Below are 12,622 nucleotides of genomic sequence, written 5' to 3' on the forward strand. Positions count from 1 at the left end.
ACCGTGGCCTCGCTCCAGGCAGAGGAGCAACGCAGGATCGTCGCGGCGTGCTTCGCGCGGACAGGGCTCACCCTGGAACAGCTGTGGCTGAGGTACTTCGCGCTGGGCGGCGACGTCAGCGAGCTCGAACTGGAGGCGTTCCTGCAAGGGCTGGTCCCCCTGCCCAGGATCCAGCGCGACATGGTGGCGCACGCGGTCAACGAGCGGCTCGAAGAGGTCGCTGGCGTGCGCCAAGCACCGTACAGCCGCGCGGCCGGGGAGAACACCCGTCCTCGCGGTCCCTTGGCCGCGCTGGTGGGACTTCTCGACGGCGCCCGCCGGACCCCGCCGGAGCGCTTGCCGGAGATCATCGCCGCGGCGGGCCGGGCACTGGACCTGGAGGTCGCCGTCTACCTCGTCGACGACGAACAGCGGCAGCTCATCCCGCTTCCCGACGGGTCGGTGACCGATCGGGTACCGCTGGCCGTCGAGGCCAGTACCGCCGGGCGCGCATACCGGCACGCCGACACCCTGCCCGCCGGCGAGCCGGAAGGGGCGCGGCTGTGGACCGTGCTGCTGGACGGCGACGAACGTCTCGGCGTGCTCGAAGTCGAAGCCGACGCGGACACCGACCTATCCGACCCCGCCCTGCGAACCCAGTGCCGATGGCTCGCGGCGCTGTCCGGCCGCCTTCTCGCCGAGGCGCGAAGGTACGGCGACGGCCTCGACATGCTGCTGCGGCAACGACCGTCCAGCTCCACCGCGGAGCTGCTCCGGCAGAATCTGCCGCCGTCGGCCGCGGCGACACGGGACGTCTTGGTGGCGGGCGGTTTCGAGCCCGTCCACGACCTTCGCGGCGCCGCCTTCGACTACGCCCTTTCCGAGACGACGGCGTGGCTGGCGATCTTCGACGCCGGCCGCGAAGCCCCGCACGCGGGCCTGATGGTCACCGCCGCGCTCGCGGCTTGCCGATCCGCTCGCCGCGAGGGTCGCGGACTGCGGGACCAGGAGGCCGCCATCGGCACAGCGCTGTCGGCACAGTTCAGCGGCGGCGCACTGGTCCGCGGCACGCTGGCCGAGCTGAACCTGGCCGACGGCACCCTGCGCTATCTCCAGGCGGGCGGCGAACCCCCGCTCGTCTTCGGCGCCGGCCATGAAGAGACCACAGTGGACAGTGCCCGCCGCCCACCGTTCGGTGCCGGGCCGCCCGGCCGGATCACGACCACCCGGCTGAGGCCAGGGCATCTCCTGGCCCTGCACACCGCGGGACTCTCGGACGCGCGCGACGCCGACGGCGCGCGGTTCGCGCTCACCGGCTCCTTGGACGCCCATGCCGGGAATGTGCCGTCCGAAACCGTCCGGCGCGTACTACAGGCGGCAAAGTTTCACTGCCACAACGGTTTCGGCGGTGACGCCGGACTGCTGATCGCTCACTGGTCAAGCCACGTCTGAGGCTGTTCAGCCGCTGAATTCGACGTCTTCGCTCGTGACCGTGCCTCCCTTCCGGCCCGGCGCGACCTGGTAACGCCAGTACAGGTTCGTGTGCGCGATGACCTGCTCCGGCTTCGGCGCTCCCCATTCCGACTTGTCCACCGTCGTATGCGCGTCGCCGACCAGCGTCGCGTCGTACCCGCGGACCAGGGCGCCGTGCAACGTCGAGCGGATGCAGGCGTCGGTCTCCGCCCCGACGACCACGAGCCGCCCGACGCCACGTTCGGCCAGGACCTTCTCCAGATCGGTGTCCTCGAAGGAGTCTCCGTAGGACTTGTCGACGCGCGGCTCGGCTTCCTCGGGAGCGAGCTCGCCGACGATGCGCCATTCTTCGCTCCCGTGCACGAGCTCCTCGTCGGAATGCTGCACCCAGACGACCGGGACGCCTTCCTTCCGCGCCCTGCCGACGAGGCCGCCGATGTTCGCGACCACGGCGTCGCGTTCGTGGCCTTCGTCGACGACGCCGTTCTGGACGTCGACGACCAGGAGCGCGGTGTTCGGCCGGTTGTCGAGAGTGGTCATGACGGGTATCCCTCCAGGTCAGGCTGCTGTGGCAGACCCTAACCCGGAGCACCGACAAGAACCGGCGATCAAGCTCCCGGAATCGCTGAAGCCTTCGCGTTGCGCCGGACGTCGGACCACGCCCCGTCCCGGCACAGTCCGCAGGAAGGGCCGAAGAACTCCGCCCGGGCCCGCTCGTCGCCGGAGAGCCAGAACCGGAACCAGGCGGTGATCGCGCCGCGGAATCCGCCACCGTCACCCACTGGCGTGAAGTGGGTGGCCCCGGCGAGTTCGCCGTAGATCGCGGGCACCTGACTCGCGAGCCGGTAGCGCGGGATGACGAGCAGCGCGGGAACGACGATGGTGTCGAACTGGCCCCCGAGGAAGAAAGCGGGCCCCTTCAAGGCCGCGGCGGAGCCCTGCGGGCCCGGCTCGATCGGGATCGTGGCGGTGACGCGCGGATCCGCGCCGGCGGCGATCGCCCCGCCACCGCCTTGGGAGTGGCCGGTGGCGCCGATGTGCGCGGTGTCGATCTTCCCCTGGTAAGGACTGCCGGGACGGGAGTTCTCGGCGATCAAGGTCGTGGCCCCGGCCAGCATCTCCGCGCCGGAGCCCGCGTTCGGCGTGTCGGCCGCCGCGACCACGAAACCGTGCGAAGCGAGATGACGCAACAGGCCGTCGTAGATCTTCGGGTTCGCACCGGTCCCGTTGCCCCACAAGATCACCGGGTGTTTCTCCAGCCGCGAAGGCCGGTACACGGTGTGCGTGCCGTCGAGAGCCTCGACGGTCACCGCGAAGGGCCCCGGTGCGCTCCATGGATCCGCGCTGACGGTCGCGGCCGTCGCGGCGGGGGCGATGCCCACGGCCGCGAGCGCGACCATCCCGGCGATGAGTGTCCGTGCGCGAAATCCCGCCATCCTGGTCACCGTCCCGTTCGGCCCCGGGCCCCGTTGCCCGCGACGTTTCCTTCCCAGAGTGTCGGTCCGGTCACCGTAGGTCCATGGGACCGATCACAAGGTCTCCCGCTCGATCTTGTGATCGAGGGGAAGGCAAAGGCTCGCGCCGGTCCTCGCGGGGGAGCAAGGGACCTTTGCTCCCGTTAGTTAGCGTGCTAAGCAACGTGAGCAAGGGTCCCTTGCTATCGCTTGTCTCAATGTTGAGAGAAGTGATAGCAAGGGACCCTTGCTATCGCTTGGGCTCGCTCTGGGGGCCGACCCGGCTGGGCGTAAGTCCGTGAAGGCCTCCTTACCTACCCTCAAGGTAGTGAAGGAGGCCTTCACGGACTCTGGGTCCCTCAAGAGGCCCTTCACGGACAGCCGGGTCACCTCAGGCACCTCAAGAGCCCCAGAAACCCCACACACCACAGCGGGTGCGCGTGAAGGCCCCCTTCCCTCGGCTCAGCCGAGGAAACTCACCCTTCGCAGCGGCAGCCCAAGTCCAAGCCCAAATCATGGAAGCGCCCGACTGTCCACTGTGGTCACCCAAAAGCCGACAGCCCGTCCAGCAACCTTTCGACGTCCTCCACACTGGTGTACGGCGCGAGCCCGACCCGGAGCGCCGGGTCCTCCAGCTTCAAGGCCGCGAAGACCTCGTAGGCGTAGAAGGACCCCGCCGGGGCGACGATCTTCCGATCGGCGAGATGCCGTTGCGCCTCGCGCTCGCGGCCACCGAGGCTCATCAAGAGCGTCGGGGTCCGGTCGGCCGCCTTGCAGTGGACGGTGACGGCGTCTCCCAGCCCCTTCTCCAATCTGGCACGCAGTGTGATTTCGTGGTCGTGCAAGGAGTTCAGCGAATTCGTCAGCCGTTCCCGGCGTGATTCGCCCGCTCCCGGGTCGATGGCGGCGAGGAAGTCCACCGCGGCCGTCGCGCCCGCGAGGATTTCGTAAGGCAGCGTGCCGAATTCGAAGCGTTCGGGCACGGTGTCCGGCGACGGCATGAGCTTGTCCGGCTCGACGGTTTCGAGCAGGGACGGCGACGCGCCGAGCACCCCGCAGTGCGGGCCGAGGAACTTGTACGGCGAGCAGACGAAGAAGTCCGCTCCCAGCGCGGGAACGTCCACCAGATCGTGGGCGGCGTAATGCACGCCGTCCACGAAGACCAGCGCCCCGGCGTCGTGCGCGAGATCGGCGATCCGGCGGATCGGCGGTTTGGTGCCGAGGACGTTCGAGGCCGCCGTGACCGCGACCAGCCTGGTCTTCTCGGTGAGCACGAGGGAATCGAGGTCGAGTTCGGTGGTTTCCGGGTCGATGTCGAGCCAGCGGACGGTCATCCCGGCCCGTTCGGCGGCCTGGACCCAGGGCCGGACGTTGGCGTCGTGATCGAGACGGCTGACGACGATCTCGTCGCCCTCGCGCCAGTTCTTGGCCAGGTGACGGGAAAAGTCGTACGTCAGCTGGGTGGCGCTGCGGCCGTGGACGACACCTTCGGCGGGCACGCCGAGGAAGTCGCCGTAAGCGGCACGGAAACCGGTGACGGCGTTCTCCGCGTTGAGTTCGGACGGGCTGACCTTGCCCCGGTTCGACAGTGGAGCGGTCAGGGTCCCGGCGATGGCGTCGGCGACGGGCCGGGGTGTCTGGGTACCCGCGGGTCCGTCGAAGAAGGCGGTTCCGTCGGCGAGGGAAGGGAAGTGAAGCCGGAGGGCGGCGACGTCGATGGCCATGACCTCGACTCTGACATCCGGCGTGGGGCCGGGTAAACGCTTCGTGGCCGGAAGTTTCTCCGGCCACGAAGCGCCCGGACTCAGTACAGCGTCAGCCGGTACGCCCCGGACTGCGCGGTGCCGGCGAACAGATACCGGCCGTCGGCACTGATCGCCAGCGAGAGCACCCTGGCGTCAGGGAGCGCGCCGGGCAGCGGCGACCAGGTGCGGCCGAAGTCCGTGCTGCGCAGCACGCCTCCCCCGGTCGAGCTGCTCGCGAACCACACCCGGAAGTCGAACGGATGCGGCAGGATCCGGCTGATCTCGCGGGGGTCCCCACCGTCGTGGACCCGCCGGAAGGTCCGGCCGTTGTCCTCGCTGAGCAGGATGCCCGCCCCACCGGCCAGGACGCGTCCGCCACCCCATCGGCTGACCGAGATCGAACTGACCGGTTCGTCGGAGACGTGGGTCCAGGTCTTGCCGCCGTCGTCCGATCGGGACAGGCCGCCGGAGTCCCCGCCCCAGACCCGGTTCGCGTTCCACGGGTCGCCCGCGAACGCGATGAACCCGGTGTCGGTGGTGAGCTTTTCCCAGGTCTTCCCGGCGTTGTCGCTGCGGTAGAGCACGTAGCCGCTGGGCGCGAAGGCCGAGACGAGGAGCCTGTCCGGGTCGGCCGGATGCGCGAAGATCGCCCTGGGAAGGCCTTCCTTCGCCTTCGCCGCGAACTGCCAGGTGCGGCCGCCGTCACCGCTGCGGAGCACGTCGAGCGCGAACCCGTTCCGGGTGACCTGCCAGACGACGTCCGGGCGGCTCGGCGAGACGGACAGCCGCGCGTCCTCGTGCAGCCGATCGGTCGGATGCGACTGCCAGACCCGGTCCGCCGCGGAGACCTTTCCGCGCGGGAGCGGGGTGTTGTAGATCTCCTGCACCCCGGCCGCGACGACACTCTCCCGCAGGATGTTCCCGCTGGTCACGAGGTCGCGAATGGATTCGCCGGGGACGCCGATCTGCTGGTAGCCGCTCTTGCCGCCGTCCGCGTACACCCCTCGGTACAGCGCGGAAATCAGCGTGGTGGCGGGTTTGCCCGGAGCCGCGGGAAGTTCGATCATGTCGCTGACGCCTTCGCCCGCGGCGGGCACCGGCTTGCGGGTCCAGGTGCGGCCGAAGTCCGCGCTGACGTCTATGTCGTTATACGTCGAGACGTACAGCCGGCCGCCGACGAAACGCGGTTCGCGCAGGGGTTGCCCGCCCGGTTCGCGCCGCAGCACCGTCCAGGTCTTGCCGCCGTCGGTGGAGCCGTGCAGCTCGGGGCCGACCGTGACCACGAACCGCTTGCCGTCCGAAGCGACCTGGTTGACCTCGCCGTTGGTCCGGTAGACGAGTTCGGCCCGCGGCTCCTTGGTACTGACCCCGCGGACCACCCACAGCGAGTACTCCGGGTAGACCGTCGTGAAGTAGGCATCGTCGCCGACCATGGTGAGCTTGAGCGCGCCGACCGGCGCGGCGATCCCCTCGCGCGGCCAGGTCCGCGGCACGTCGTTCCAGTTCTCGCCACCGTCGGTGCTGACGCTCAGCGTGTCGAGGTTCTGCACCACGACGACCCGGCCGGTCGGGTCCGTGGCCATGCCGAACGCGCCGTCGGGGTACCACTCGCGCAGGGTTTCCCAGGTCTGGCCACGGTCCGTGGTGCGCAGCAGCAGGCCTTGCCACTCGCCGATCTGATACCCGGGCTTGTTGCCCACCGCGAGCATGCGGTCGGGATTCACCGGATCGGCGAAGAATCCCTGGATGGAGGTGTCCACCGGCAGACCCCGGCGCGCACTCCAGGAGGCGCCGCGATCGCTGGAGAGCCACAACGCGGGCGGGCCGGGCTGCATCATCGCGAGTCCGGCGGGCGACACGGCCAGCAGCCCGCCGACGCTGTTCGGGCCGATCGGTTCCCAGCCGCCGCGCGGCAACCCGGTCGCGTTGACGTCCGCGGGCGGCTGCTGGGGTTCGGCGGTGGCCACCGACGTCGTCCCGGTGGTCCCGAGAACCGTCAGCAGCCCGAGAACGAACATGCGTTTGGTGATCGATCTCAGTTTCATGCGGGAGATCTTGGCGCAAGTTCCGGCAAAGGTATAGAGATTCATCGGATCTTTACCGGACAACTAGCTTTGTCATCCCGAACATCCACATGTCAAGACTTGACTTCCGCCTGACTCATCCGATCACTAGCGGACGACAATCGCGATCAGCGCGGCGGCGAGCAGAGCGAGGTACGCGATCGCGTGGGCGCGGTCCGGGATCCGGCCGACCACCCGGCGCGTCACCGCGATGGTCGGCAGCGACCCGCACAGCAGCGCGCCGGCGGCCACCAGGTCGATGTAGCCGAGATGAGCGGCGCCCGAAGGCGCGCCCGTCGCCGCCAAGGCGTAGACGACCGTGCCGATCACCGCCACCGGCAGGCTCAAGGGGTTCGCCAGCGCGGTCGCGTCGGCCATCGGAAGGCCTTTGCGGCGCATCAGGGGAACGGTCAGCACGCTGCCCCCGACCCCGAGAAAGCTCGCCACGGCACCGATCCCGGTCCCGCCCGCGGTGGTCGTGAACCCGCCGAGCGCACGAGGCGGAGCGTCCTCCCGCCTGCTCACAAACCCCTTCCGGACCACGCTGTCGGCGATGGTCAGCGCGAGATAGGCGACGAAGAGCCAGCGCAGGACACTTTCGTCGGCCGCGGTGGCGGCGAAGGAGCCGAGCAGCGCACCGAGGCCGATGAAGGCGATGAGCGGCCACAGGTACTCCCGGCGAAGCCGTCCGGTCCGCGACTGGGCGAGAGTCGCGCTTCCGGCGTTGACCACCATCACCGCTGTCGACGTGGCCACCGCCACGTGCATCGCGCCCAGGGCGTGTTCCGGCTCGGCGAGCGTGAAGGCGTAGACGACGGGCACGGTGATGAAGCCGCCGCCGAATCCGAAAAGGACAGTGGTGACGCCGCTCAGGCAGCCGAACCCGAGCAGCACCGCGATCTCGATCAGCACTTCCTCGACGGTAGGCGCTCGCGGCACGGCGGGCATTCGAAAGGACGCCACTTTCTTTTGCGCAACGGACAGGCGGAGTAGCCTGGGTGAGGTGCGCGACATCCCCATCGACGAGGTCGACCACCTCGATCGCGCGGTGGTGGCGATCCGCACCGATTACCCACCGGGACACCGGATTCCCCCGCACCGGCACCGGCGGGCGCAGTTCCTCTACAGCGCGACGGGATCGATGCGGGTCGAAACGGCCGACGGCACGTGGACCATCCCGACCCGGCGCGCGGTGCTCGTCCCGCCGGAGACCGGCCATCAGGTGTTCACGACGACCGTGAGCACCCGGAGCCTGTACATCGAGCCGAAAGCGGTGCCGTGGTTCCCTCGGCGCTGCCAGGTCGTCGAGGTCTCCGCGCTGCTCCGGGAACTGCTGAACGAGGCCGTCGACGTGCCCGAGCTGTACACCCCGCGTGGCAGAGACGCCGCCCTCATCGGCCTGATCCTGCACGAGATCCGCCGTTCCGCCCCGATCCGGCTCGATCTCCCCCTCCCGGGACACGAACGGCTTCGCGCACTGTGCGAGTCCTTTTTGGACGGACCGGACATCCACGATCCCATGAGCGCCTGGGCGACCAGGCTGCACGTGAGCGAGCGGACGGTGAACCGGATCTTCACCGCCGAAACCGGGATGGGTTTCGCCCGCTGGCGGCAACGCGCCTGCGTCCTGCATTCCCTGTCACTGTTGTCGGAAGGCCGCCCCATCGCGGAGATCGCCGCCTCGCTCGGCTACGAAAGCCCGGCCGCGTTCTCCACGATGTTCACCCGGCTCATCGGCACGTCGCCGAGGGATTACCGCGCGGCTTCCGCGCTCTGAACGCCGATGTCTCAAAGTGAGACACCACACCCCGACGCTCCGCAGCGGTCATCGCGGACGTTTCCGATCCGGCGTCGGTCACCGCCATGGTCCTGCCGTTGGCGGTGAACGCGTGCTGCCCGGGTATCGTCGGGGCCGCCATGTGGTGACATGGCGTCGTACGTTTCTTACGTCGGTGACGATCGACGGAGGAATCCAATTCTCTTGAGCAGGAAAGCAGGACGATCATGATCTTCATCACGGCGAAGTTCCGGGTCCGTCCCGAACACGCGGACCGGTGGCCGGAAATCGCGCGCGATTTCACCGAAGCGACCCGCGCCGAGCCCGGTTGTCTTTGGTACGAATGGTCCCGCAGCCTGGACGACCCGAACGAGTACGTTCTCGTGGAGGCGTTCCAGGACGACGACGCGGGCGCGGCCCACGTCGGTTCCGAGCATTTCCGCGCGGCACAGCGCGATCTGCCGCAGTACCTGGCCGAGACGCCGCGGATCGTCAACGCGAAGGTCGATCAGGACGGCTGGTCGGAACTGGGCGAACTCGCCGTCGAGTAGGTTCCGCTTTCCGCCTCGGTCCTTTCGCGGGACCGAGGCGGGCGGATCAGCCGCGCTGCGCGCGTGCCGCCCCGACGCAATAGGCGCCGAACGCGGCGACCCCCGCGGCCACCACGATGAGCAGCACCGTGCCGAACGGCTGCGCGGCCAGCGTGCGCAGAGCGGCGTCGAGCCCACCGGAACGCGACGGATCGTGCTGTATCGCGGCGAATCCGAGGAGCACCGCGACCACGCCGAACACCACACCCCGGGCGGCGTAGCCGATCCTCCCGAGCCACTCGACCCACCGCCGGGTCCCCGACGGCAGCTTCGAGAGATCGAGGTCTTCCACGAAGGTCCGGCGTACACCCTTGACCACCGAACCCACCGCGACGCCGAACACGATGACGGCCGCCACGATCACCAGGAACGGGCCCGCGGGCAACCCGAGCAGCGTCGCGGTGAGCTCCTGCTGCTTCTGGTCACCGCTGCCCTGTTCTCCCGCGCCGACTGCGAGCCGGGCCGCGTAGAAGCCCAGTGAGACCCCCACCAGGCAGCGCACTCCGGACGTCACCCGCTTGACGGTGCGCTTCTTCTCCTTGTCGATCCACGTGTATCCCACCGCGGCCAGCAGCGCCTGCCACAGGCCGTACGCCACGAGCCCCGCCGCCAGAACCCACAACAGCACGCCGCCCACCGGGGTCGAGCCGACCTCGGCGACCGCGCCGCGCCCGTCCGCTTCCTGGCCGGCACCGCCGACCGCGATCCGCACCGCGAGGTACCCGATCAGCAGGTACACCAGGCCATAGCAGCCCATCCCGATCCGTCCGAGCACCTGGACGGCCTTGTTGTGGCGCACCTGTCTCGCCTTGGTCGCGGACATCCGGATCACCCTCCTCTTCGAGTCTTTCCCCGAGTTTCGCGGCCAACCCCCGAAACCGCCGTGCGACTGGTCCATCCGGCCCAACGGCGTGATCGACAAAGCGACAGCGACCTCGCTACGTTGAGAAATCTCCGGCCGGAAGGAAGTGCTGTGCGCTCACTGGTCCGCAAACTGACGTCGACCGCCTTGGTCCTGCTCGCCACCTTCGCCCTGTCCCCCGCCGCGACCGCCGAACTCGCGGCGAGCAAGAAGGGCGTCAGCGTGAACACCGTCGCGGGGGTGAACGAAGCCCTGCGGGACGTGCGCGCGAGTTGGTTCTACAACTGGGCTTCCGATCCTCAAGGCGTCGCCAAACCGGCCGGAACCGAGTTCGTGCCGATGATCTGGGGCGCCGGTTCGGTCACCCCGCAGAACCTGGCCACGGCGAAGGCGCAGGGTTCGACCTTGCTGGGTTTCAACGAACCCGACATGTCCGGTCAGGCGAACATGACCGTCGAGCGGGCCCTCTCGCTCTGGCCGCAGCTCCAGGGAACGGGCATGCGCCTCGGCGCGCCCGCCGTCGCGTTCGGCGGCGACCGGGCGGGCGACTGGCTGGACCGGTTCATGAGCGGCGCGGCCGCCCAGGGCCGACGCGTGGATTTCATCCCGCTGCACTGGTACGGCGGCGACTTCTCCGCGGCCGCCGTCGGCCATCTTCGCGGCTACCTCCAGGCGGTCCACGACCGTTACCGCAAGCCGATCTGGCTCACCGAGTACGCGCTCACCGACTTCACGCAGAACCCACCGCGGTACCCCAGCCAGGAACAGCAGGCCGCTTTCGTCACCGACTCGACGGCCATGCTCAAGGGGCTTCCGTTCGTGGAGCGCTACTCCTGGTTCACCCTCTCCACCAAAACCGCTCCGACCGGTCTCTACGACGGCACGCGCGCGAACCGCAGCGGTGTCGCCTACCGAGCGGCGGGGTGAGTCCGGCCACCCTGGTCGCCCGCAGTTCGTGAAGGTCGGGATTCCACGGCTGAGCCGAGGAAAGGGGTCCTTCACGGACCGAACCTGCGATCAATCCGCCCCCAAGAAAATCCAGTAGGCGATGTCGGATCGCCGCGAGCCCGTTCGTAGAGGAGGTGAAAGCAAGCCCGGACTCACTGAAGGAGCCATCATGACCGCGACCTACACCTTCGACGTTTTCTCCAGCCTCGACGGCTACGGCTCCCACACGGGCGACTGGGGCGGCTACTGGGGCAAGCAGGGCCCTGAGTTCCTGGAGCGCCGCCTCGCTCTGTACAGCGAGAAGCAGCGGATGGTCTTCGGCGCCACGACCTACCGCGAGAACGTGGAGATGCTGTCGGGCGTCGTCGAGATCGAGGCGCTCGACCCGTGGATCAGCCGGCTGAAGAACCTTCCGGCGACGGTGGTGTCGACGACGCTTCGGGAGCCGCTCGATTGGCCGGACACGACGATCGTGAACGGCGACGCCGTCGACGTCGTCGCCAAGCTCAAGGAAGAGTCCGATGTCCCGCTGCGTTCGCACGGCAGCCTGGCGATGAACCGCGCGCTGATGGCCGCCGGCCTGGTCGACCGGGTCCAGGTGACGATCTTCCCGGTACTCACCGGCGAGACCGGAGCGGCACGGATCTTCGAGGGCGCCGCCGACTTCGACCTCGAACTGATCGAAAGCCGGACACTCGACGGGCACACCCAGGAGCTCGTCTACCGGCCCACCCGGCATCACTCGCGCTAATCGTCCACAAAGGACTATCTGGTGATCTTGCCGAGCTCGTTGACGATCAAGGTGCGCAGCCGGCGATGCGCGGCGTCCCGGTCGTGGCGGGCGTGCCAGGCGAGGACGGCCAGTATCGGCGGGGTGGCCCCCGGCATGGGATACACGCGCAGCGAGGGCGGCAGCGCGTGCCGCGTGAGCAGCCGGGGAGCGACCGTCACCAGGTTGTGCGTGTCCACGATCCGGAGCGCCAACGCCAGCGTCGGCACGGTGAAGGCGATCTTCCGGCGGAGTTTGCGAGCCTTCAGCAGATCGTCGACGCGGTTGTGACGTCCGCCTTCGCGGGAGATCACCACATGCGGGAGCGCGGGGAGCGTCCCACGTCGATGGCGGCCGTGGCAGGTCACGGCGGCCGCTCACGGACAGCTCGTCGGTGAGCACCGTGGTCGAACGCGCCTCGGTGTGCGTCGGGACCTGATTGGTGATCTGGAGATCGGCGCGACCCCGCCGCAGATCGTCGGCGGCGAGCGCGTCGATGACGACGTCGTTGCACTGCACGGTGAAGGTGCGTTCCAAGGTGGCCGGGTCCACCTCCGCCGCCGGGGTCAGCACCGCCTGCGCGCGGGTGATACGCCGATGGAGCCGTCGAGAACGCTGAACGTTTCGCCGCCTTCAGCGACTGGATGCTCACCACCGCACCCGCGACCTGAGTCAGCGGCTGAGCCAGGGCGCCAGCAGCGCTTCGAGGTCGGCGTCCGACAGCGCGTACGGCCCGCCGTGGAACTCGTGCCAGCGCGAAGCGTCCCGCGCCGCCGTGTACTCCACCTCGAACGCCCGCATCAGCACGTACATGAAGGTCACCGAGCTGAACCGCTCACCCAGCAGCGTCCGCGCCTCACGCGCGACCCCTGTCGCACCATGGCCGAGCACGTCCGCGAGCCGGAGCTCTTCCGCAGCCGGATCCAACAGGCTGGGGGCATACATCACGACAAAATCTCCAT

General features: G+C 69.0%; 13 protein-coding genes. 5 read left to right on the forward strand and 8 right to left on the reverse strand.

All coding sequences use genetic code 11. The annotated features are described in order from the left end of the window. The first annotated feature begins 3 nt into the window (after nt 1-3). Nucleotides 4-1,431 (forward strand): PP2C family protein-serine/threonine phosphatase, encoded by a 1,428-nt coding sequence (locus ACFWMR_RS24940; RefSeq protein ID WP_378380088.1) that lies wholly within the window; start codon nt 4-6, stop codon nt 1,429-1,431. A gap of 6 nt (nt 1,432-1,437) precedes the next feature. Here ACFWMR_RS24940 and ACFWMR_RS24945 read toward each other — a convergent pair whose 3' ends face one another. From ACFWMR_RS24945 to ACFWMR_RS24965, 5 genes are all read right to left on the reverse strand, one after another. Then, nucleotides 1,438-1,992 carry a cysteine hydrolase family protein gene (locus ACFWMR_RS24945; RefSeq protein ID WP_378380089.1) on the reverse strand — a complete coding sequence of 185 codons (555 nt, stop codon included), beginning with the start codon at nt 1,990-1,992 and terminating at the stop codon, nt 1,438-1,440. Between the two features lie 68 nt (nt 1,993-2,060). Next, on the reverse strand, nt 2,061-2,888 hold the full coding sequence (locus ACFWMR_RS24950; protein WP_378380090.1) for a poly(ethylene terephthalate) hydrolase family protein: 828 nt from the start codon (nt 2,886-2,888) through the stop codon (nt 2,061-2,063). Nucleotides 2,889-3,448: 560 nt separating this feature from the next. Next, nucleotides 3,449-4,630: a cysteine desulfurase-like protein gene (locus ACFWMR_RS24955; protein ID WP_378380091.1), complete on the reverse strand. Its 1,182-nt coding sequence runs from the start codon at nt 4,628-4,630 to the stop codon at nt 3,449-3,451. A gap of 80 nt (nt 4,631-4,710) precedes the next feature. Continuing rightward, nucleotides 4,711-6,696: a peptidase S8/S53 subtilisin kexin sedolisin gene (locus tag ACFWMR_RS24960; protein ID WP_378380092.1), complete on the reverse strand. Its 1,986-nt coding sequence runs from the start codon at nt 6,694-6,696 to the stop codon at nt 4,711-4,713. A gap of 126 nt (nt 6,697-6,822) precedes the next feature. After that, on the reverse strand, nt 6,823-7,626 hold the full coding sequence (locus tag ACFWMR_RS24965) for a sulfite exporter TauE/SafE family protein (protein WP_378380110.1): 804 nt from the start codon (nt 7,624-7,626) through the stop codon (nt 6,823-6,825). A gap of 91 nt (nt 7,627-7,717) precedes the next feature. Here ACFWMR_RS24965 and ACFWMR_RS24970 point away from each other — a divergent pair, with 91 nt between their 5' ends. After that, entirely contained in the window at nt 7,718-8,491 is a 774-nt protein-coding gene (locus tag ACFWMR_RS24970) for an AraC family transcriptional regulator (RefSeq protein ID WP_378380093.1), read from the forward strand. Nucleotides 8,492-8,718: 227 nt separating this feature from the next. Further along, on the forward strand, nt 8,719-9,042 hold the full coding sequence (locus tag ACFWMR_RS24975; RefSeq protein ID WP_378380094.1) for a putative quinol monooxygenase: 324 nt from the start codon (nt 8,719-8,721) through the stop codon (nt 9,040-9,042). Nucleotides 9,043-9,088: 46 nt separating this feature from the next. On the opposite strand, the gene ACFWMR_RS24980 is transcribed toward ACFWMR_RS24975, so the two are convergent. Further along, on the reverse strand, nt 9,089-9,904 hold the full coding sequence (locus ACFWMR_RS24980; protein WP_378380095.1) for a DUF1206 domain-containing protein: 816 nt from the start codon (nt 9,902-9,904) through the stop codon (nt 9,089-9,091). Between the two features lie 150 nt (nt 9,905-10,054). On the opposite strand from ACFWMR_RS24980, the gene ACFWMR_RS24985 reads away from it, so the two are divergent. Then, the gene (locus ACFWMR_RS24985; RefSeq protein ID WP_378380096.1) at nt 10,055-10,870 is read left to right on the forward strand and encodes a glycoside hydrolase family protein; all 816 of its coding nucleotides are present in this window, start codon (nt 10,055-10,057) and stop codon (nt 10,868-10,870) included. Between the two features lie 190 nt (nt 10,871-11,060). Next, complete coding sequence (locus tag ACFWMR_RS24990; protein WP_378380097.1) at nt 11,061-11,642, forward strand: dihydrofolate reductase family protein; 582 nt, start codon at nt 11,061-11,063, stop codon at nt 11,640-11,642. A gap of 14 nt (nt 11,643-11,656) precedes the next feature. Here the strand turns inward: ACFWMR_RS24990 and ACFWMR_RS24995 are convergent, their stop codons facing one another. Further along, a complete protein-coding gene (locus ACFWMR_RS24995; RefSeq protein ID WP_378380098.1) occupies nt 11,657-11,977 on the reverse strand; it encodes a LysR substrate-binding domain-containing protein in 321 nt (106 codons plus the stop codon). A gap of 355 nt (nt 11,978-12,332) precedes the next feature. Further along, the gene (locus ACFWMR_RS25000; RefSeq protein ID WP_093932962.1) at nt 12,333-12,605 is read right to left on the reverse strand and encodes a hypothetical protein; all 273 of its coding nucleotides are present in this window, start codon (nt 12,603-12,605) and stop codon (nt 12,333-12,335) included. Nucleotides 12,606-12,622 lie beyond the last annotated feature (17 nt).

Source organism: Amycolatopsis thailandensis, from assembly GCF_042723255.1.
Taxonomy (GTDB): domain Bacteria; phylum Actinomycetota; class Actinomycetes; order Mycobacteriales; family Pseudonocardiaceae; genus Amycolatopsis; species Amycolatopsis thailandensis.